Origin of the sequence: Rhodococcoides kroppenstedtii (genome assembly GCF_900111805.1) — a bacterium.
GTDB lineage: Bacteria > Actinomycetota > Actinomycetes > Mycobacteriales > Mycobacteriaceae > Rhodococcoides > Rhodococcoides kroppenstedtii.
This window is the reverse complement of record NZ_FOJN01000004.1, coordinates 1-20194: the sequence shown is the minus strand read 5'-3', so window position 1 is coordinate 20194 and position 20194 is coordinate 1. Positions and strand designations below refer to the sequence as shown.

The following is a 20194-nucleotide window of genomic DNA, read 5'->3' as shown; positions in this document are numbered from 1 at the left end:
GTCCCCGCAAACCCTCTGGAGCCGCGTCTCCGCCCTGGTCTCCTCGCGCCGGTCGTGGATCGTCGCGCTGATCGTCACGATCGCGGCCATCGGCCTGGTCGGCGGAGTGGGGGCCAACGACGCCGCCGAAAGCTCCCCGAGTTCGGTACCCACCGACTCGGAGTCGGCTCGCGCGAGTGCGTTGCTCGAGCAGTTCCCCGACGCCGACGTCGCCGCGACGATCCTCGTCGCCACCCGCGCGGACGGCGGGGCGCTGACGCCGCGGGACCTCACGGCCGTCGACGAGGCACGCGGCCGCATGCTCGGGGTCGATCGCGGTGTCGACGCGAATACCGCTGCGGCCCCGGTGATCCCGTCACCCGACGGGCAGGCGGCCATCGCCCCGGTCCAACTCTCCACCGCGGAGACCGGCCTCGGACTGTCCGACACGGTCACCGAGCTGCGCGACGCCGCCCGCACCGGTGCGCCCGACGACCTCGTCCTCCAGGTCACCGGTGGTCCCGCCTTCGGCGCCGACATCGCGAACTCGTTCTCGGGCGCGAATTTCGTGCTGCTCGGCGTCACCGCCCTGGTGGTGGCCGTGCTGCTGATCGTCACCTACCGCTCCCCCGTGCTGTGGCTGATTCCGTTGGCCGTCATCGGATTCGGTGACCGCGTGGCGTCGTCCGTCGGCACGGCGGTCGCAGAGCTGACCGGACTGTCGTTCGACGGCAGCACCTCGGGCATCACCAGCGTTCTGGTGTTCGGCGCCGGCACCAACTACGCGCTCCTGCTGATCTCCCGCTACCGCGAGGAGTTGCGCCGCGAAGCCGATCACGTTGTCGCGCTGCGCCTGGCGGTGCGGCGTGCCGGCCCGGCGATCCTGGCCAGCAACGCCACCGTCGTGCTCGCCCTGCTCACACTGTTGCTCGGAACCCTGCCCAGCACACGCAGTCTCGGCGGGTTGGCCGCAGCCGGTCTGGTGGTCGCCGCGATCTTCGTGCTGTTCGTCCTCCCGCCGCTGCTGGCCCTGTTCGGGCGGAAGCTGTTCTGGCCGTTCGTTCCCCGCGTCGGCGACCCGGAACCGACCGACAAGGGCGTGTTCTTCCGCATCGCGTCGGGCGTGAGCCGACGACCCGGCCCCACCGCCCTCGTGTCCCTGGCCGCCCTCGCGATCTGTGCGCTGGGCCTGATCGGGACGAGCGTCGGACTCTCCCAGACCGAGCAGTTCCGCGTCGAAGCCGAGGCCGTGCGCGGAATCGACACGCTCGCCGAGCATTTCCCGGCCGGTCAGTCCGATCCCACCGTGGTGATCGCGCGCACCGACGCCGCCCCGGCCGTGCAGGACGCGCTCGACGCGGCCCCCGGCGTCGTCTCCGCCACCGAGACGGCAGCGTCCACCACCGGCCTCACCGAGTGGTCGGTCGTCCTGGACGGTGGGCCGGCGTCCGACGCCGCGTTCGACGCCGTCCGGGCCGTGCGCGGCGAACTCGCCGCCGTTCCGAACGCCGACGCGGTGGTGGGCGGCAGCGACGCCGAGGCGCTGGACACGGCCGACGCCGCACAGCGGGATCGGCTGGTGATCATCCCGGTGATCCTGGCCGTCGTGCTCGCCGTCCTGTTCCTGTTGCTGCGGTCCGTGGCCGCGCCGCTGATCCTGGTGGCCACCACGGTCCTCAGCACCGTCGCCGCGTTGGGCGTGGGCAGCTGGGCCAGCCAGACCGTCTTCGGCTTCCCCGCACTGGGGGACAACGTGCCGCTCTTCGCGTTCCTGTTCCTCGTGGCACTGGGCGTCGACTACACGATCTTCCTGGTCACCCGCGCGCGGGAGGAGACACCGGAGCACGGCACTCGTACCGGCATCGTCCGGGCGGTCGCCTCGACAGGCGCGGTCATCACCAGTGCGGGCATCGTGCTGGCCGCCGTGTTCGCGGTGCTGGGCGTGTTGCCGCTCATCCTGCTGACCCAGCTGGGCATCATCGTCGGCATCGGCATCCTGCTCGACACGTTCGTCGTCCGCACCATCGTCATCCCCGCGCTGTTCACTCTGGTCGGCCCGCGCATGTGGTGGCCGACCAGGCTCGACCCCCGATCCGAACACTCACCGACACCCACCCACGAAGGAGCTCACCGATGAGTCGCACGTTCGCCCGAGCCGCCGCCGCGCTCGCCCTCGCCACCGGAGCCGTCCTCGCCGGCAGCGGTGCCGCGTCCGCCCAGCCGCTGTGGGAGCCGCTGCAGCCGATCCAGAAGCTGGACATCGAGCGCTACACCGGCGACTGGTGGCAACTCGCCGCCGTCCCTCAGCCGTTCAACCTGAACTGCGCGAAGGACACCAAGGCGAACTACCAGCTGCTCGACCCGGCGAACGTCCGGGTGCAGAACACCTGCACCCGCTGGGACGGCGGCCGCAACGAGATCCTCGGCAACGCGCGGGTCAACGATCCCGTCACGCAGGCGCAGCTGCACGTGAGCTTCCCCGGCGTCCCCACCCAGGACAACCCGGACGGCCCCACCAACTACATCGTCACCTACATCGCCGACGACTACTCGTGGGCGCTGGTCGGCGATCCGTTCCGCACGTCGGGCTTCGTCCTGTCGCGCTCCCCGCAGGTTTCCGCGGAGAAGTGGCAGGAGATCCGGCGCGTGGTCGAGAGCCGCGGATACAACGCGTGCCTGGTGATCACCTCGCCCACCACCGAGGGGTCGAACGAGATCCGTCCGCTCTGCACCGTCTGACGGACTCGGTATCGTACGTCGGCCTCCGTCCTCCGGGACCGTCGCGGTGGCTCGCGTCACCGCGACGGTCGTCGGGCGTCGCGCGCCGATAAACTGGGTTCACCATGCTCACACCCATCACGGTCGCGCTCTACGTGCTTCCCCTCGTCGCCGCGGGGTGGGCGACGGTGAAGATCGTCCGCGACAAGCCGCTGCTGCTGGCCCACCGCAGCGACCGCGTCTTCTTTCGCTTCCTCGTCGGCATCGAACTGCTGGTGATCGTGCAGGCCGTGGTCGGCTTCGTGAGCCTCGCGGTCACCGACCATCAGGTCCACGCGGTGACCTTCGGTGCCTACTTGATCGGGCTCGCGCTGCTGCTGCCCCTCGGGGTCTGGTGGTCGCTCGGCGACCGCAGCCGCGGCGGCACCGCCGTCCTCGTCGTCGTCACCCTCACGCTCGCGGTCATGGTGCTGCGACTGACCCAGATCTGGAACGGCCATGCCTGACGCCCGCACCGCCGACACCCGCGCGGCCCTGGCCGCCACGACCCGATCGGGGCCCGGACGGATCCTCATCGCGCTCTACGCGATCTTCTCCGTGGCGGCGACGTCCCGGTCGGCGGTGCAGATCGCGACGCGGTTCGACGCGGCCCCGATCGCCTTTCTGCTGTCGGCGTTCGCCGCGCTGGTCTACATCGTCGGCACCGTCTGTCTGGCCCGCGCGTCGGTGGTATCCCGCCGGATCGCCACGATCTCGTGCGTGGTCGAGCTGGTCGGCGTGGTGGCCGTGTCGATCGCCAGTTACGCGGTGCCACAGGAGTTCCCGGAGCCGACGGTCTGGTCGCACTTCGGATCCGGCTACCTCTTCGTGCCGGTGGTCCTGCCCATCGCCGCCCTCTGGTGGCTGCGGCGCACCGAGCGTGCGGGCGCCTAACCCAGCTTGGCCAGGTTGGTCACGGACTCCCGCACGTCGGACTCGAGCACCTTGGCCACCACCGTGCCGATCGGTCCGCTGAGCAGACCGCCACGGAAGTTCGCCTCGAGGGTGAACGTCGACCCTGCGCCCTTCGGCGCCACCGTCATCCGCAGGTCGATCTTGACCCCGCCCTTGCCGGTGCCGAGCAGCGCGATCTCGTGCGGCTTGTCGTACTCGGCGATGGTCCAGGTGATGACGTTGCGGAACCCCTTGACCTTGATCAGCGAGTCGACGGTGACACCCTCGTGCAGCGTCGTCGGAATCGGGCTGCGCCAGCCGCCGAAGATGGTCATCCACTCGTCGAAACCCGACAGGTCCGACGCCCGTGCCCAGGCCTCGTCCGGTGTCATCGTCGATTCCACCGACACGTTCACTCCGGCCACGCGGTTCCTCGCTCCCTGTCGGACGTCCGGGTCCATCTGTACCCACCGTGGACCGTGTCCACTCATCCACACCGTGGACCGTGTCCACTTATCCACACCGTGGACCGTGTCCACTCATCCACACCGCGGACTCGCCACAATCGTCCCGGGGTTCTTCGGGGCGCGCCCGCCTAGGGTGGTACGCATGCCACCCGCCGGGTCGTCGCGTCGCGAGATTGACGGTCACACGCTGGCCTTCACCAATCCGGACAAGGTCCTGTATCCGGAGACCGGCACCACGAAGGCCGAGGTGATCGACTACTACCTCACCGTGGCCGACGCCATGCTGCCGCATCTGGCCGGCCGGCCGGTCACCCGCAAGCGGTGGCCGAACGGCGTCGACCACCCGGCGTTCTTCGAGAAGAACCTCGCCGCGTCGGCCCCGGACTGGTTGGACCGCCGCCGCATTCACCATTCGGACCGCGTCGTGGTGTACCCGGTGTTCCACGGTCCCGCCGACCTCGCGTGGCTCGGGCAGCAGGCGGCCCTGGAGGCGCACGTCCCGCAGTGGACCTTCGATCGGGACGAGCAGGGCAAGGCCACCCGCATCGTCTTCGACCTCGATCCCGGCGACGACGTCGACCTCGACACGTGCGCGACGGTCGCGTGCGCGGTGCGGACCATGGTCACCGACATCGGACTGACCGCGTTCCCACTCACGAGCGGCAGCAAGGGAATTCACCTCTACGTGCCGCTGGAAAAGCCGGTCACCTCGGCCGGGGCGTCCACCGTGGCCAAGCGGGTGGCCACCCTGCTCGAGGGCACGATGCCCGACCTCGTGACGGCGTCGATGTCCAAGGCGCTGCGTCCCGGCAAGGTGTTCCTCGACTGGAGCCAGAACAACGGCAAGAAGACCACCATCGCGCCCTACTCGCTGCGCGGCCGCAGCCGACCCACCGTGGCCGCCCCGCGGACCTGGGAAGAGATAGAGGGCGGCGGGCTGACCCAACTCGCGTTCACCGAGGTGATCGACCGCCTGCACCGCGACGGGGACCTGCTGGCCGATCTGGACGCCGCCGTCCCCGGGGGCACCGCCGACCGGTTGGGACCGTATCGCGGCAAGCGCACCACGTCGCGCACGCCCGAGCCCGTCCCGACCGGGACGACACCGGAATCTCGTTCCGCCGCACCCACGTTCGTCATCCAGGAACATCACGCGCGCCGGTTGCACTACGACTTCCGACTCGAACGCGACGGCGTCCTCGTCTCGTGGGCCGTGCCGAAGAACCTGCCCACCGACACCACGTCGAACCACCTCGCCGTCCACACCGAGGACCACCCCCTCGACTACGCCGGCTTCGAAGGCACGATTCCGGCGGGCGAGTACGGCGGCGGCGAGGTCACCGTCTGGGATCACGGCACCTACATCGAGGAGAAGTGGCGGGACGACGAGGTCATCGTGACCCTGACCGGCGAACGCGTCTCCGGCCGCTACGCCCTGATCCGGACCGGCGGCGATCAGTGGATGGTGCGGCGGACCAAGACCACCGCCTCCGGCGTCCCGCAGGGTGACACGGCCCTGCCCACGCGCGTGCGTCCGATGCTCGCGACCGCCGGCGAGCTGGACGCGCTCGACGCCGACCAGTGGTCGTTCGAGGGCAAGTGGGACGGCGTGCGCGTCGTCGCCACCGTCGACCACGGGCGCACGGTGCTCGAGAGTCGCACGGGGCAGGACCTCACCCGCCGCTACGCGGGGATCACGGCGCTGGGGGCCGACCTGGCCGACCACGTCGTGGTCCTCGACGGCGAGGCCGTGGTGTACCGCGCCGACGGCGTCACCAGCTTCGAGGCGCTCCAGGACGCCCACCCCGACGACGTGCAGTACATCTGCTTCGACATCCTCCATCTCGACGGTACCGACCTGACGAACAAGAAGTTCGCCGACCGTCGTCGCATCCTCGAGCTGCTCCTCACCGGAATCGAGTCGGCCACCCTCTCGCCCCTGATGGCCGGCACCCCGGCCGGCGCGCTGGCCGAGAGCGAACGACGCGGGTGGGAGGGCATCGTCGCCAAGCGCCGCGATTCCGTCTACGAGGTCGGCCGTCGCAGCACCGCGTGGATCAAGGTGAAGAACTGGCGCACGCAGGAGGTGGTGATCGGCGGCTGGCGCGCCGGGAAGGGCGGGCGGGCCGGCAGCATCGGTTCCCTGCTGCTCGGTGTGCCCGAGGGCGACGGGCTGCGATACGTGGGTCGGGTCGGCACCGGGTTCACCGAGCGCGCCCGCGCGAACCTGCTCGATCGGCTGCGGCCGCTGGCGCGGGACGACTCTCCGTTCGACCGTCCGTTGCCGGCCGTGGATCGCAAGGATGCGACGTGGACCGAACCCGCGCTGGTCGGCGAGGTGCGGTTCTTCGAGTGGACCGAGGGCGGATCACTGCGTCATCCCAGTTGGCGCGGGCTGCGCGACGACAAGAGTCCCGCGGACGTGGTGCGGGAGTCCTGACCCCTACGGGGGCTACCCGGGACCCTTCACAACACCCCGGCATTCGATTGCCGGTGTTCGCGCGCATGGTTACGGTTCGGATACGGAGCGGGGTGCCGGTTGCTGTGCTCGTAGGGCACGGGGGGCGTCGGTTTTCCGGGACGATTACAGGTCCGGAGACGGGTGTGCCACTATCGGCGCCGACAACCGCACGGTCGGTTCGTAGGGAGTGGTAGCACCGTGATCAGAATTCGTCGTTCGTTTCTCGTCGCCGTCGCGGCCGCGCTGGTCGCCGTCGGACTACCCGGTACGGCGTCGGCGGGGGCACAGATGCCCATCCCCAACGCCGATCCGTTCTACTCCGCGGGCGGTGACATCTCGGGGGTGGCCCCGGGCACGGTGTTGGCGGCGCGGCAGGTGCCCAATCCACCCAACTTCATCGGGGTGAACACCTGGCAGCTCGCGTTCCGCAGTACGGCCAGCGAGGGCAAGCCCATCGTCGGCGTGACCACGGTCTTCGTGCCGATCGTCAAGGCACCCGACGGGCCGCTGCTGTCCTACCAGCAGATCGTCAACGCCCTCGGGCTGAAGTGCGCCCCGTCTCAGGCGCTGTACTCCACCGACCCCAACGTCGTCATCCGTGACGCGGCGGCGCTGAACGTCGTGTTCCAGCGGGGCTGGTCGGTGGCCATGACCGATCACCTCGGCCCCACCAGCGCCTACGGTGCGGCCAAGCTCGGTGGCCAGCTCACCCTCGACGGGATTCGCGCCGCCAAGAACTTCGACCCGCTGCAGCTCCGCAACAGCCCGGTCGCCATGGCCGGCTACTCCGGCGGCGGCATGGCCACCGCCTGGGCGGCGGCGCTGGCCCCGTCCTACGCCCCCGAGCTGAACATCGTGGGCAGCGCTCAGGGCGGCGTGCCGATGAACCTGGTGAAGATGGGCTACCTGCTCGGCGAGGACACCCCGCATCCGGCGTTCGGGCTGGTGCTCGCCGCCGCCATCGGCCTGGGCCGCGAGTACCCGGACCGCATGCCGGTCTCGGAGAACCTGACCCCGCAGGGCACCGCGATGATGAACCAGGTCGCCAACTCCTGCACCAACGACATCCTCGCCGTCGGCGCGAACCACAGCGCGGCGGAGATCACCGCCAACCGGTCCGTGTTCCAGGATCCCGAGGGTCGGCGCGTGGTGGAGGAGAACAGCCTCGAGCTCTACCCCGGCATCCCGCGCGCCCCGATCTTCGAGTGGCACAGCCCCACCGACGTGCTGATCCCGGTGGACGCCATCGACAACTCGACCCGGCGGTACTGCGCGGCCGGCACCCCGGTGCAGACCCTGCTGACGCCGAGCCCGGACCACCTGTCGGCGGCTCTGCTCGGCCTGCCCGCCGCGCTGCAGTGGCTGAACGACCGCTTCGCCGGGCTGCCCGCGCCCAGCACCTGCTGACCGGTCAGGTGCGGACGGGCTCGTCGAACTGCGTGCGGTACAGCTCGGCGTAGCGGCCGGAGGTGGCCAGCAACTCCACGTGGGTCCCGCGCTCGACCACCCGTCCGTCCTCGATCACCAGAATCTGATCGGCGGCGCGAATGGTGGAGAGCCGGTGGGCGATGACGAGCGAGGTACGTCCGTCCAGGGCCTCCGCCAACGCCTCCTGCACCGCGGCCTCCGACGTGGAGTCCAGCGACGCCGTCGCCTCGTCCAACACCACCACCCGCGGACGGGCGAGCAACAGTCGAGCGATGGTCACGCGCTGGCGCTCACCCCCGGAGAAGCGGTAGCCGCGCTCGCCGACGACGGTCTCCAGACCGTCGGGCAGCGATCGCACCAGGTCGCCGAGGCGGGCGCGCTCGAGGGCGGACCAGACCTCGTCGTCGGTCGCCTCGGGGCGCGCGAGCGTGAGGTTGGCCCGCAGGGTCTCGTGGAACAGGTGGCCGTCCTGCGTCACCATGCCCACCGTCCCGCGGACGGACTCGGCCGTGAGGTCGCGGACGTCCACGCCGGCGAGACGTACCGCGCCGCCGTCGACGTCGTACAGGCGTGAGACCAGCTGCGCGATGGTCGACTTCCCGGCACCCGACGAGCCCACCAGCGCCACCATGTGCCCGGGCTCGGCGCGGAACGAGATGCCGTGCAGCACTTCCTCACCGCCGCGGGAATCGAGCACGGCCACGTCCTCGAGCGAGGCCAGCGACACCTTGTCGGCCGACGGATAGGCGAACCGGACGTCGTCGAACTCCACCGTGACCGGCCCGTCCGGGACCGGACGGGCGTCCGGCGCGTCGACGATCAGGGGTTCGAGGTCGAGGATCTCGAAGACCCGCTCGAAGCTGACCACCGCACTCATGATGTCGACGCGCGCGCTCGCGAGTGCGGTCAACGGCGCGTAGAGCCGCGTCAGCAGCAGGGACATCGTGACCACCGACCCCGCGTCGAGGGTGCCGCGCAGGGCGTAGAAGCCGCCCAGTCCGTAGACGAGGGCGAGCGCCAACGCCGAGACCAGCGTGAGGGCGGTGACGAAGGTGGTCTGCACCATCGCGGTGCGTACGCCGATGTCCCGCACCCGGCCGGCCCGCGTCGCGAATTCCTGCGACTCGTGATCGGGGCGCCCGAACAGCTTGATCAACGTGGCGCCGGGCGCGGAGAACCGCTCGGTCATCTGCGTCGACATCGCCGCGTTGTGGCCCGCCGCCTCCCGTTGCAGCGTCGCGAGCTTCGCGCCCATCCGCCGCGCCGGGATCACGAAGACCGGAAGCAGGATCAACGCCAGCAGCGTGATCTGCCACGAAATGCCGATCATGACGACCAACGTCAGCAGCAGCGTGACGACGTTGCTGACCACACCGGACAACGTGCCGCTGAACGCGCGCTGCGCGCCGATGACGTCGTTGTTCAGCCGGGAGACCAACGCCCCCGTCCGCGTGCGGGTGAAGAACGCGATCGGCATGCGCTGCACGTGATCGAAGACCCGTGTACGCAGATCGAGGATGAGGTTCTCCCCGATGCGCGACGACAGCCAGCGGTTGGCCAGCCCGCTGGCGGCGTCGAGCACCGCGACCAGGGCGATGACGACGGCGAGAATCAGCACCGTCCGGAACTCCACCCCGCGCACGATGCCGTCGACCACCCGGCCCGCGAGGATCGGCGTCGCCACGGCCAGCGACGCCGACACCACGCTGAGAATCAGGAACCCGATCAGCAGTCCGCGCAGTGGGCGGGCGAACACCAGGATCCGTCGCAGGGTGACGCGGGAGAACGGCCGCGCTTCCGGCGTGTGCATGCCGCGATACATCTGGCTGTACGCCACCGATTCCATGCTCACGACGCACTCCTCGACTCGTCCGACCGCACCGGGTACCCGCTCACGCCGCCGCGGTCCCGGCTGCCGGCTCCCGCGTCCCGACACGCACCGGTTCCAGTGCCGCAGCGACGATATCCGCCACGTCCGACATCGGACGCACGTCGAGGGCCTGGAGGACGTCCGCGGGCACGTCGTCGAGATCCGGCTCGTTACGGATCGGTACGAACACCGTGCTCAGTCCCGCGCGCTGGGCGGCGAGCAGCTTCTGCTTCACCCCGCCGATGGGCAGCACGCGGCCGTTCAGCGACACCTCGCCGGTCATGCCGACGTCCGAGCGCACGGGCCGTCCCGTCGCCATCGACACCAGGGCGGTGACCAACGTGACGCCCGCGGACGGTCCGTCCTTGGGCACCGCGCCGGCGGGCACGTGCACGTGGATCGTGCGGTCGAGCGCCGCGGGGTCCACCCCGAGCTGCTCGGCATGCGCCCGCACGTAGGACAGGGCGATCTGCGCGGACTCCTTCATGACGTCGCCCAGTTGGCCGGTGAGCGTGAGACCCGGCTCCGTGCCGGTGCTGCTCGCCTCCACGAAGAGGACGTCGCCGCCCAGGCCGGTCACCGCCAACCCCGTCGCGACGCCGGGCACCTCGGTGCGCTCGTGCGCCTCCGGGGTGAACCGGGGTCGGCCCAGGTAGCCCGTCAGGTCGTCGGCGTCGACGGTGACCGGCAGGGTCCCCGCCGCGGCGATCTTCCGCAGCGTCTTCGCCACCAGACGTTCGACCTGTCGCACGCCCGGCTCGCGGGTGTACTCGGCGGCGATGCGGCGGAGCGCTGCCTCGGTGAACCCGACGTCGTCGCCGGTCATCGCGGCGCGGTCCAGCTGACGCGGGACCAGGTAGTTGCGCGCGATGGCGACCTTGTCGTCCTCGGTGTAGCCGTCGACCGTCACCAGTTCCATGCGGTCGATCAGCGCCGCCGGGATCTGCTCGACAACGTTGGCGGTCGCGAGGAACAGCACGTCCGACAGGTCGAGATCCAGGTCGAGGTAGTGGTCACGGAACGTGTGGTTCTGTGCCGGATCCAGCACCTCGAGCAGGGCGGCGGCCGGGTCTCCCCGGAAGTCGGACCCCACCTTGTCGATCTCGTCGAGCAGGACGACGGGGTTCATGGATCCCGCTTCCGCGATCGCGCGGACGATGCGGCCGGGCAGGGCCCCGACGTACGTCCGGCGGTGACCACGGATCTCGGCCTCGTCGCGCACGCCACCGAGTGCGACACGAACGAAGTTCCGGCCCAGAGCCCGGGCCACGGATTCGCCCAGCGAGGTCTTGCCGACGCCGGGAGGCCCGGCCAGCACCATCACGGCGCCGGAACCACGCCCACCGACGACGGACAACCCGCGGGACGCGCGACGCGCCCGCACGGCGAGGTGTTCGACGATGCGGTCCTTGACGTCGTCGAGACCGTGATGATCCGCGTCGAGCACCGCGCGAGCGGATTCGGTGTCGATGGTGTCGTCCGTGGTGATCGACCAGGGCAGACCGAGCACGGTGTCCAACCACGTTCGGATCCACCCGGTTTCGGGACTCTGGTCGCTGGAGCGCTCCAGCCGATCCACCTCGCGCAGCGCGGCCGACCGCACCGCGTCCGGCAGCGGTGCGGACTCGACGCGCGTGCGGTAGTCGTCCGCGCCGTCGGGCTCGGTCTCGCCCAGTTCCTTGCGGATGGCGGCGAGTTGTTGGCGCAGCAGGAAGTCCTTCTGCGTCTTCTCCATGCCCTCGCGCACGTCGCCGGCGATCTTGTCGGTCACCTCCATCTCGGCGAGGTGATCGGTGGTCCACCGGATGAGCGTGGCGAGACGGGTTGCGACGTCCGGGGTTTCGAGCAGTTCACGCTTCTGCACGTCGGTCAGCCACGACGCGTAGCCGGCGGTATCGGCGAGTGCCGAGGGGTCGGTGAGCTTGGTGACCGAGTCGATGGCCTGCCACGCCTCGCGGCGCTGGAGCAGAGCAAGCACCAGCTTCTTGTACTCCGCGGCCGATTCACGCACGGCGTCGGTGGGCTCGTCGGCGGCGACGATCTCCGCCTCGACCCACAACGCGGTGCCGGGCCCGCTGACGCCGGCGCCGAGGTGCGCCCGCGTGCGTGCTTCGAGCACCGCCGCCGGTGCCCCGGTCGCGAGACGCCCGACCTGCACGATGGTCGCCACGACGCCGTACGCGGGGTAGCGATCGTCGAGCCGAGGCGCAACGAGGAGCTTGCCGTCCGCCGACGTGCGGGCGGCGTCGATGGCGGCGCGGGCGGCGTCGTCCAGCTCGACGGGCACCACCATGCCGGGCAGCACCACGGGATCGTCGAGGAAAAGCACGGGCAAGCGAGTGGGTTCGCTCATGAGGTCCTCCAGGGTTCAGCGTGCTCGGCTCAACCTCGTGGCCGACCGCGCTGTTCCCCGGTGGACCCCCGTTCGCTGGGGGCGTAAGAACGCCGCCGAATCAGCTGCTCAGAGCGACATCGACCCCGGTGACGGACTTCAGGAACGGGCAGATCGACCGCGCCTGCTCGAGCACGTCGCCCGCGTTGTCCACACCCGGCAACGTGACCGCCAGGCGGTAGGTCGCGTCGTATCCGGCACCGTCGGCGGCCGCGAGGGTCACGGTTCCCTCGACCGAGGCGCCCTCGATACTGCCGCCCGCGGTGCCGACGGCGATCCGCAGCGATTCGAGGAGGCAGGACGACAGCGCGGCCGCCATCAACTGCTCGGGGTTGGTGGCGCCGCCGGGACCACCGAGATCGGTGGGCTCGTGCACGTCGAGAGTCAACACGTCGTCGTTCGAGGCGACGGATCCGTCGGTCGCGGTGACGGTGGCGGTGTACAGGTCCTGGCTCATGCCTGTCGGGTGTCCGCCCGGGACCGGAGGCAAACCCTCGGGGCGAGAGCGGGAGTCAGGAGGCGAAGAAGTCGACGACCACCGACACGAACTTCTCCGGCTCGTCGAGGAAGACGGCGTGGGAACTGTTCTCGAACAGCTCGAACCGGGAGTTGGGCACCGTATCCGCCACGAATCGTGCTGCTTCCCAGGGGAATGCGCGATCATGACGTCCCACGACGACCAACGACGGCAGAGTGAGCCCGGGTAGCAGATCACGCCAGTCGTGGTGCGTGTGATCGGCCATCACCGCGTTGCGGGCCGACGACGCCATGCGCGACATCTCGTCGAACAGGACGTCCGCTCTATCCTCGGGCAGGTCCGTCGCGGTGATCTCGTCGAGTTGCTCCCGATCGAAGGCGGACCGGTCGTAGGTGACGCGCCCCTGCACCGCGGCGAGAGTGGCGTCGTCGAAGATCGAGTTGTGCGCGAGAGTCCAGTCGGTTGCGCGGTACTGCTTGGGCGTCTGGGCGACGTAGACGGCCTGCCGCAGGCGGTCGGTGCCGAACAACTCCTGGTAGCTCCAGATCACCGGGCACCCGAGCGACCAGCCGAGCACGGTGACGTCGTGCAGATCGAGGGCGACGATCAGGTCGCGCAGGTCGGCGGCCAGGCGGGACACGCGATAGCCGTGGCCCGGGTCCTCCGACCGCCCGTGGGCGCGGAGGTCGACGGCGATCACACGGGCATGCTCGGCGAGGCCGGGCATCACGCCGGAGAAGAACTCGCCGCTGAATCCCCACCCGTGCAGCAGGATCAGCGGTCGCCCCTCTCCCTGTTCGGTGTAGTGGAGGGTGGTGCCGTCGCCGACCGTCACGGTGCTCATCGGTACCCCGTACCCGAATCACGCTGCGCGATAACGGTGCGGTCACGCCTCCCCGCCGGGGTCCGGTGTCCGATTAGAGTCGCGGTCACCAGCCGAGATGTGACGGATCCCGGCTCGACCCCGAGGAGAGCCATGACCGGTCCCCAGTACCCCGGCCAGCCCGGACCCGACGACACGCCCCGCGATCCGGGCCAGTACCCACCCCCCGGGCAGTACGGCCAGACCCCGCAGGGCGGGCAGTACGGCTCCACCCCGCAGGGCGGGCAGTACCCGCCCCCGCCCGGCGGGCAGTACGAGGCCGCCCCGCAGTACGCGGGCGGCTACCAGCAGCAGCCGCCGGCGAGCCCGAAGAACGGCATGGGTATCGCCGCGCTGATCCTGGGCATCATTTCGGTGCTCGCGTTCTGGACGTTCGGCTTCGGCATCCTGCTCGGCATCGTGGCCGTGATCCTCGGCATCGTCGGGCGGAACCGCGCGAAGCGACTGGAGGCCACCAACAAGGGCGTCGCCACCACGGGCCTCGTCTTCGGCATCCTGGGCATCATCGCCGGCGCGGTGTTCATCGCCCTGTCGGTGTGGGTGTTCAACGAGGTCGGCGGACGCGACCTGACCGACTGCCTGTCAAACGCCGGCAGCGATCAGGCGGCGATCGAGCAGTGCCAGCAGGACTTCACCTCGAACCTCGAGGACCGCTTCTCGGTGACCATCACGCCGTCGCCCTAGACCCACCTGTGACGCGATTGCCCGGTTGACGACCCCGTCGACCGGGCATTCCCGTCTCATGAGCGATGCCGCGAACACTCCCGTCGACACCACCAGCGTCGATCCGCGCGAGGCCACCAAGGGCACGGGCGCCGACTCCGCGCAGTCCGACTCCGAGCGCGACGAGGCGATCCGCGAATTCGACCATCACGCGGAGACCGACGGCCCGGACACTCTCGACCGTAGCGAGGCCGTGGTCGACGCGGGCAAGACGCTGGGTGCCCCGGATCCCGAGGACGTCACGCCGGGCGACAAGGACGACAAGCAGACGACGCGCTCGGAGTAGAACCGACAGCGCGGCGTGGTGGTCAGAACAGGGTGACGGGGTCCGCGGCGGCCATCACCACCGCAGCCCCGGCGGGAGGCGATTCGGGGAGCGTGCCGTCCCGGACACCGCGCGCGGCCTCGCCGGCGAGCTGGTCCGCCATCTCGTTGTACTCGTTGCCGACGTGTCCCCGGACCCACCGGAACCGCACGGGGCCCTCCCGCTCGGTGATCGCTCGATCGATGGCCCGCACCAGGTCGAGATTCCGCACCGCGGTGCCAGTGGACGTCCGCCAGCCCTTGCGCTTCCAACCGGGCAACCATTCCGACGCGCACTTGATGGCGTACTGGCTGTCCGCCTCGATCAGCAGCGGCTCTGCACCCGGGTGTGCGAGCACGGCCTCGAGCAGCGCTCTGAGCTCGGCAATCTGGTTGGTTCCGGACGCCGCCCCACCCGAGGCGCTGGGCCCGGCGTGGTCGACCCAGGCCCAGCCGATGGCGCCGCCCGGGTTCTTCAGGCAGGACCCGTCCGTACTCACGATGATCACGTCCGCGACAGTATCCGCACCCACCGACACGGTCCGGTTCCCGCGCCGACGCCGCCCGTCGGCGGTCCCCTACCCTCGATCCTGACCTCGTCCCCGGATGGGACAGCCGTCGCCGCGAAGGAGCACTCCCGTGACCGCATCCACCGACAGCTTCCGCGCACTCGTCGCCCGCGAGACGGACGACGGGATCACGCTGGCCGACGAGACCGTCGACGCGTCGTTCCTGCCCGCCGGCGAAGTCACGGTGGCCGTCGAGTACTCGTCGATCAACTACAAGGACGCGCTGGCGGTCACACCGAAGGGTGGCGTCGTCCGGAACTACCCGATCGTGCCGGGCATCGACCTGGCCGGGACGGTGGTCGCGTCGGACTCGGCGGACGTCGCCGTCGGGACCCGCGTCGTCGCCCACGGCTACGAGATCGGGACGGGACGCCACGGCGGGTACGCCGAGTTCGCCCGCGTTCCGGCGGAATGGGTGGTGCCGTTGGCCGATGGTCTGTCGACGGCGGACGCCGCCGCCATCGGCACGGCCGGGTTCACGGCGGCGATGAGCGTGCAGGCCCTGGAACGGCACGGGATCGGGCCCGAGGACGGACCGATCGTGGTCACCGGCGCCAGCGGCGGTGTGGGCACGGTCGCGGTGGACCTGCTCTCCCGCAGGGGTTTCGAGGTGGTCGCGTCCACCGGCAAGTCGTCTGCGCACGATCTGCTGCGCACCCTCGGTGCCGCCGAGATCGTCGGCCGGCTGCCGGAGGACCCCGACGCGAAGCCCCGCCCGCTCGGCAAGGCGCGCTGGGCCGGCGCGGTCGACTGCGTGGGCGGCGCGACGCTTGCCGACGTGCTCTCCACCGTCCGGTACGGCGGCGCCGTGGCGGCGAGCGGACTCACGGGCGGACCGGCCGTGTCCACCACCGTCCTGCCGTTCATCCTGCGCGGAATCGCCCTGCTGGGCATCGATTCCGTCCAGTGGCCGATCGACGCCCGGCGCGCGCTGTGGGCACGGTTGGCCGACGATCTGCGGCCGAGCCGACTGGCCGAGGTCACCACCGAGGTGGGCCTGGACGGTGTGCAGGGCGTGATCGACGCGCTGCGCGACGGCGCGAACACCGGGCGTGCGCTCGTCCGTGTCCGGTAGCGAGGGTCCTGTTCTGCGGCGGACGATCCACTCGGATCGTCCACTGAGCCTGCGCCACACGCTCTCGCCCCATCGACGGGGTCGGAGCGACCCGACGCACCGCACCCTGCCCGACGGAACCATCTGGCGGACATCGCTGTTCGCGAGCGGGGCCGTGACCTACCGACTCCGACAGCCGTCGCGCACCGAGGTCGTCGCCGACGTGTGGGGCGAGGGCGCGGAAGAGTTCGTCGTCACGTTGCCCGGACTGATCGGACTACTGGACGACGCAACGGGATTCGCACCCGAGCACCGCATCCTCGCCGAAGCCGCCCGACGCCTGACCCACCTCCACCTCGGTCGGACGGGGCAGGTGTTCGAAGCGCTCGTCCCCGCCGTCCTCGAACAGAAGGTTCACGGCGTCGCTGCATTCGCGTCGTGGCGTCGCTTGGTGACGCGCTTCGGCGCTCCCGCACCCGGCCCGGCGCCGTCGGGCATGGCGGTGTCGCCGCCACCGGAGGTCTGGCGTCGTATTCCGTCGTGGGAGTTCCACCGTGCCAACGTCGATCCGAAACGGGCGCGCACGATCGTGGAGGCCGCACGAGTCGCGGACAAGCTCACCCCGATCGTGGGCATGAACCACGACGATGCGTATCGACGCCTGCGGCTGGTCCCCGGTATCGGCGAGTGGACGGCGGCGGAGGTGTGCCAGCGAGCCCTGGGCGACGCCGACGCGCTGTCCGTCGGGGACTACCACCTTGCGGCGGTGATCGGGTGGAGCCTCGTCGGCGCCCCGATGACGGACGACGAGATGGTGGCGTACCTCGAGCCGCTCCGACCGCATCGGTACCGGGCGGTGCGCCTGCTCGAAGTGAGCGGGATGGCCGTGCGGCCGAAGTTCGGGCCGCGGACGGCGATCACCGATCACCGATTCCATTGAGGGAACAGGTGGCGTACGGTTGTTGTTGAAGCTTCAACACCGACCCGAAGGGATTCCGCGATGGCCATCTCACGCCTCAACCACGCCGTGCTCTACGTGCGGGACGCCGAGCGCAGCGCCGCCTTCTACCGCGACGTGCTCGGTTTCCGCGTCGTGATGGCAATGGGTGGCCGCGCCGTCTTCCTCCAGGCGCCCGACAGCACCAACGACCACGATCTCGGTCTGTTCTCGATCGGTGATGCGGCCGCCGCCAGCCCCGCCGGGCGCGCGTCCGTGGGCCTCTACCACCTGGCCTGGGAGGTGCGGACTCTCGCCGACCTGGCCACGGTGCGCGACGACCTCACCGCGGCGGGAGCTCTCGTGGGCGCTTCCGATCACGGCACCACCAAGAGCCTCTACGGGCAGGACCCCGACGGCCTCGAGTTCGAGATCGTCTGGCTGATCCCGGCCGATCGCATCGACGACGCGATCCTCCAGGCCAAGACCACCATTCGTCCGCTCGACCTCGACGCCGAGATCGCACGGTTCGGCGCGGACACACTCGGCGGCATCGGCATCAGCGTGCGGGCCTGAGCCGGGAACAGTGAGCTCGGCTCACGAGTTGTTCTCGGTATGACTCGCATCGGACACTCGGACCTGGACGTCTTCCCGCTTGCGCTCGGCGCCAACACCTTCGGATGGACCTCCGACGAGGCCGCCTCGCACGACATCATCGACGCGTTCCTCGGGGCCGGCGGGTCGTTGATCGACACGGCCGACTCGTATTCGGCGTTCGCACCGGGCAATTCGGGTGGGGAGTCCGAGACCGTCATCGGCAACTGGTTCGCCCGAACCGGTCGGCGAGACGACGTCGTCCTCGCGACCAAGGTGAGTCGGCACCCGGACTTCCTCGGTTTGTCCGCCTCGAATATCGCCGCCGCCGCTGACGCGTCGCTGGCGCGTCTTCAGAGCGACCACATCGACCTGTACTACGCGCATTTCGACGACGAAAACACCCCGCTCGAGGAGACCGTCGCCGCGTTCGATGCCCTCGTGAAGGCCGGCAAGGTCCGCTACGTCGGAGTCTCGAACTACTCCCCCGATCGCGCGCAGGCCTGGCTCGACATCGCCGACCGGGAGGGCTTCGACAAGCCCGTCCCGCTGCAGCCGCACTACAACCTGGTGCACCGGCAGTCCTACGAGCCCGCGCTGCAGGAGCTCGCGACCGAGCACCACCTCGGCGTGTTCCCGTATTTCGCGCTCGCGTCGGGCTTCCTGACCGGGAAGTACCGCACGAAGGACGACCTCGGGGACAGCATGCGCGGGAAGATGGCATCGGGATACCTGAGCGACTCGGGGCTCGCCGTCGTCGACGCGCTAGCCGAGATCGCGGACGCCCACGACACCGCCATTCCGACCGTGGCGCTCGCCTGGCTCCTGACCCGGCCGGGCATCGTCGCACCGATCGCCAGCGCGAGCCGGATCGCGCAGCTCCCGTCGTTGACCGAGGCGCCCGGCCTGAGCCTGACGGACGACGAGGTCGCTCGGCTCACCAAGGCCTCGAACGCTGTCGGGGAGTAAGACTCCGGCCGCCCGCCCTTCGATCGGTGTCCCGGTTTCCGGTCGCTGTCGTGGCGGGTGTCGGTGGGGGCCACTACAATCGAACACATGAGCGATCGGGGGGTCGGCGCGGTGGGCGCGGCGCAGGTGGGCAGTGTGCCGTGGCCTGAGCGTGATCACGCCGCGTTGGGTCTGCCGGTGTCGTTCGACTTGCCGGTGGTCGGGCACCTCGACGCCCTGGCCGACCTGGCTGCGGGGGCGGGCTATCTGGAATGGCGCCGCTACCGGCACGCCGCCGCCCTCCACACCGAACTGGTGGTGCCGGAGGAAGACTACGACGAGCGGGCGGTCGATGCGTACGCCCAGTGCGCCGCCCGCATCGCCACCGCCCTGTCGGTGTCGCAGTACGTCGCCGAACGACTCCTCGACAACGCCGTCGCCCTGCGCGATCGGTTGCCGCGGGTGTTCGAGTGCCTGCGCGACGGAGTGGTTTCCCCGACTTTCATTCGCACCATCGTCTCGCGCACCGAACTGATCCACGGTCGCCCGTATCAGGGGTTGGTGGACGCCGACATCGCTGCCGCATTGCGGAAGCCGGGGTCGTGGTCGACGGCGCGGGTGCGGGACCTGTGCGATCAGATGGTCTACCGGCGTGATCCCGACGCCGTCCGCGAACGACGGGAGGAAGCACTGAAAGGGCGGTGCTTCTTCACCGAGGCCGGTCTCGATGGGATGGGGACGGTGGGGGCGACGATGTCCGCCGAACGCGCCGCCATCGTCGCTCGCGTCGTCGAACGTCTCGCCGCGCAAGTCTGCAAGCACGACAGTCGCACCAAGGGTGCGCGGGCGTCGGATGCGTTGTTCGCGTTGGTCAAGCACGCCCCGTTCGGCTGCGACTGCGGTCGCCCCGACTGTGCGTTCACGGTGGTCGATGCGGACGAGGTGGCGGCGACCGCGGCACGAATCGTGATCCACGTCGTCACCGACACCACCACCCTCACCGGACCCGTTCCCGCCGCTGCTCCTACCGCGGACACCGCGCAGCCGGCAGCGCACCGGGAGGCCCGGAACGTCGACACGGCCGCGACGGCATCCAATGCAGGTCCGGAAACCGATGAGGCGGCACCCGAGGAGGTCGAGGTCACCGCCGACGACGGAGCTGAGGTCGACGAGGCTGATTGCGATTCCGTCGTGGCCGAAACGCTTTCGGTAGACGAGGTCGAGGTCGAGCCCGACATGATCGACGGGGTCGGGTTCGTCGCCGGGCTCGGCATCATCTCCGGAGCCCACGTCCGCGACCTCGCCGCCGACCCTGGCACCCTGATCCGCCCGCTCGGCGACGGCACCGTTACTCCGTTGCCCGCGACCCAACCGGCCGATCCCTACCGGCCGTCCGCGGCACTGGACACCTACATTCGCGCCCGCGACCGGTACTGCACCTGGCCCGGCTGCAACCG

General features: G+C 70.2%; 19 protein-coding genes. 13 read left to right on the top strand and 6 right to left on the bottom strand.

Translation table 11 applies throughout. The features are described 5' to 3' along the window. Positions 1-34 precede the first annotated feature (34 nt). The 4 genes from BMZ18_RS05770 (at position 35) to BMZ18_RS05755 (ending at position 3630) form a co-directional block, all read left to right on the top strand. On the top strand, positions 35-2116 hold the full coding sequence (locus BMZ18_RS05770) for an MMPL family transporter (RefSeq protein WP_068360669.1): 2082 nt from the start codon (positions 35-37) through the stop codon (positions 2114-2116). Next, positions 2113-2718 carry a lipocalin family protein gene (locus tag BMZ18_RS05765; protein ID WP_068360620.1) on the top strand — a complete coding sequence of 202 codons (606 nt, stop codon included), beginning with the start codon at positions 2113-2115 and terminating at the stop codon, positions 2716-2718. The genes BMZ18_RS05770 and BMZ18_RS05765 overlap by 4 nt, the downstream gene beginning before the upstream one ends. A gap of 104 nt (positions 2719-2822) precedes the next feature. After that, positions 2823-3203, top strand: a complete 381-nt coding sequence (locus tag BMZ18_RS05760) for a hypothetical protein (RefSeq protein WP_068104647.1) — start codon at positions 2823-2825, stop codon at positions 3201-3203. Beyond that, on the top strand, positions 3196-3630 hold the full coding sequence (locus BMZ18_RS05755; protein ID WP_068360624.1) for a hypothetical protein: 435 nt from the start codon (positions 3196-3198) through the stop codon (positions 3628-3630). The genes BMZ18_RS05760 and BMZ18_RS05755 overlap by 8 nt, the downstream gene beginning before the upstream one ends. Here BMZ18_RS05755 and BMZ18_RS05750 read toward each other — a convergent pair. Continuing rightward, on the bottom strand, positions 3627-4055 hold the full coding sequence (locus BMZ18_RS05750) for a type II toxin-antitoxin system Rv0910 family toxin (RefSeq protein WP_068360627.1): 429 nt from the start codon (positions 4053-4055) through the stop codon (positions 3627-3629). The genes BMZ18_RS05755 and BMZ18_RS05750 overlap by 4 nt on opposite strands. A 184-nt stretch (positions 4056-4239) precedes the next feature. On the opposite strand from BMZ18_RS05750, the gene BMZ18_RS05745 reads away from it, so the two are divergent. Both BMZ18_RS05745 and BMZ18_RS05740 read left to right on the top strand, forming a co-directional pair. Then, positions 4240-6537 carry an ATP-dependent DNA ligase gene (locus BMZ18_RS05745; RefSeq protein ID WP_068360672.1) on the top strand — a complete coding sequence of 766 codons (2298 nt, stop codon included), beginning with the start codon at positions 4240-4242 and terminating at the stop codon, positions 6535-6537. A 219-nt stretch (positions 6538-6756) separates the two neighbouring features. After that, complete coding sequence (locus BMZ18_RS05740; RefSeq protein WP_068360630.1) at positions 6757-7965, top strand: lipase family protein; 1209 nt, start codon at positions 6757-6759, stop codon at positions 7963-7965. 4 nt (positions 7966-7969) lie between these two features. On the opposite strand, the gene BMZ18_RS05735 is transcribed toward BMZ18_RS05740, so the two are convergent. The 4 genes from BMZ18_RS05735 to BMZ18_RS05720 all read right to left on the bottom strand — a co-directional run bounded on the left by BMZ18_RS05735 (position 7970) and on the right by BMZ18_RS05720 (position 13570). After that, entirely contained in the window at positions 7970-9838 is a 1869-nt protein-coding gene (locus BMZ18_RS05735) for an ABC transporter ATP-binding protein (protein WP_068360675.1), read from the bottom strand. Between the two features lie 40 nt (positions 9839-9878). Then, positions 9879-12209: an endopeptidase La gene (lon, locus tag BMZ18_RS05730; RefSeq protein ID WP_068360633.1), complete on the bottom strand. Its 2331-nt coding sequence runs from the start codon at positions 12207-12209 to the stop codon at positions 9879-9881. Between the two features lie 100 nt (positions 12210-12309). Continuing rightward, the gene (locus tag BMZ18_RS05725; RefSeq protein ID WP_068104635.1) at positions 12310-12705 is read right to left on the bottom strand and encodes an OsmC family protein; all 396 of its coding nucleotides are present in this window, start codon (positions 12703-12705) and stop codon (positions 12310-12312) included. Between the two features lie 55 nt (positions 12706-12760). Beyond that, positions 12761-13570 (bottom strand): alpha/beta fold hydrolase, encoded by an 810-nt coding sequence (locus BMZ18_RS05720; RefSeq protein ID WP_068360637.1) that lies wholly within the window; start codon positions 13568-13570, stop codon positions 12761-12763. 132 nt (positions 13571-13702) lie between these two features. Between BMZ18_RS05720 and BMZ18_RS05715 the strand changes: the two genes are divergently transcribed. Together BMZ18_RS05715 and BMZ18_RS05710 are read left to right on the top strand one after the other, a co-directional pair. Then, positions 13703-14293: a DUF4190 domain-containing protein gene (locus tag BMZ18_RS05715; RefSeq protein ID WP_068360639.1), complete on the top strand. Its 591-nt coding sequence runs from the start codon at positions 13703-13705 to the stop codon at positions 14291-14293. Between the two features lie 58 nt (positions 14294-14351). Next, positions 14352-14618, top strand: a complete 267-nt coding sequence (locus BMZ18_RS05710) for a hypothetical protein (RefSeq protein ID WP_068360642.1) — start codon at positions 14352-14354, stop codon at positions 14616-14618. Positions 14619-14640: 22 nt separating this feature from the next. On the opposite strand, the gene BMZ18_RS05705 is transcribed toward BMZ18_RS05710, so the two are convergent. Next, positions 14641-15144, bottom strand: coding sequence for a ribonuclease H family protein (locus BMZ18_RS05705; protein ID WP_068360678.1), 504 nt, complete (start codon positions 15142-15144; stop codon positions 14641-14643). 130 nt (positions 15145-15274) lie between these two features. Here BMZ18_RS05705 and BMZ18_RS05700 point away from each other — a divergent pair, with 130 nt between their 5' ends. The 5 genes from BMZ18_RS05700 to BMZ18_RS05680 form a co-directional block, all read left to right on the top strand. Beyond that, complete coding sequence (locus tag BMZ18_RS05700; RefSeq protein WP_244516433.1) at positions 15275-16279, top strand: oxidoreductase; 1005 nt, start codon at positions 15275-15277, stop codon at positions 16277-16279. After that, positions 16269-17198 carry a DNA-3-methyladenine glycosylase family protein gene (locus tag BMZ18_RS05695; protein WP_068360681.1) on the top strand — a complete coding sequence of 310 codons (930 nt, stop codon included), beginning with the start codon at positions 16269-16271 and terminating at the stop codon, positions 17196-17198. The genes BMZ18_RS05700 and BMZ18_RS05695 overlap by 11 nt, the downstream gene beginning before the upstream one ends. A 60-nt stretch (positions 17199-17258) precedes the next feature. Then, a complete protein-coding gene (locus BMZ18_RS05690) occupies positions 17259-17771 on the top strand; it encodes a VOC family protein (protein ID WP_068104621.1) in 513 nt (170 codons plus the stop codon). Positions 17772-17810: 39 nt separating this feature from the next. Then, a complete protein-coding gene (locus BMZ18_RS05685; RefSeq protein ID WP_068360648.1) occupies positions 17811-18758 on the top strand; it encodes an aldo/keto reductase in 948 nt (315 codons plus the stop codon). Between the two features lie 87 nt (positions 18759-18845). Then, positions 18846-20194 (top strand): DUF222 domain-containing protein (locus BMZ18_RS05680; protein ID WP_074922016.1); only part of this gene is annotated, 1349 nt, incomplete at its 3' end.

Coding starts and splice junctions, on each gene's coding strand:
- BMZ18_RS05715 (WP_068360639.1), top strand. CDS start 13,703: ATGACCGGTCCCCAGTACCCCGGCCAGCCCGGACCCGACGACACGCCC.
- BMZ18_RS05685 (WP_068360648.1), top strand. CDS start 17,811: ATGACTCGCATCGGACACTCGGACCTGGACGTCTTCCCGCTTGCGCTC.
- BMZ18_RS05760 (WP_068104647.1), top strand. CDS start 2,823: ATGCTCACACCCATCACGGTCGCGCTCTACGTGCTTCCCCTCGTCGCC.
- lon (WP_068360633.1), bottom strand. CDS start 12,209: ATGAGCGAACCCACTCGCTTGCCCGTGCTTTTCCTCGACGATCCCGTG.
- BMZ18_RS05745 (WP_068360672.1), top strand. CDS start 4,240: ATGCCACCCGCCGGGTCGTCGCGTCGCGAGATTGACGGTCACACGCTG.
- BMZ18_RS05765 (WP_068360620.1), top strand. CDS start 2,113: ATGAGTCGCACGTTCGCCCGAGCCGCCGCCGCGCTCGCCCTCGCCACC.
- BMZ18_RS05710 (WP_068360642.1), top strand. CDS start 14,352: ATGAGCGATGCCGCGAACACTCCCGTCGACACCACCAGCGTCGATCCG.
- BMZ18_RS05755 (WP_068360624.1), top strand. CDS start 3,196: ATGCCTGACGCCCGCACCGCCGACACCCGCGCGGCCCTGGCCGCCACG.
- BMZ18_RS05725 (WP_068104635.1), bottom strand. CDS start 12,705: ATGAGCCAGGACCTGTACACCGCCACCGTCACCGCGACCGACGGATCC.
- BMZ18_RS05690 (WP_068104621.1), top strand. CDS start 17,259: ATGGCCATCTCACGCCTCAACCACGCCGTGCTCTACGTGCGGGACGCC.
- BMZ18_RS05720 (WP_068360637.1), bottom strand. CDS start 13,570: ATGAGCACCGTGACGGTCGGCGACGGCACCACCCTCCACTACACCGAA.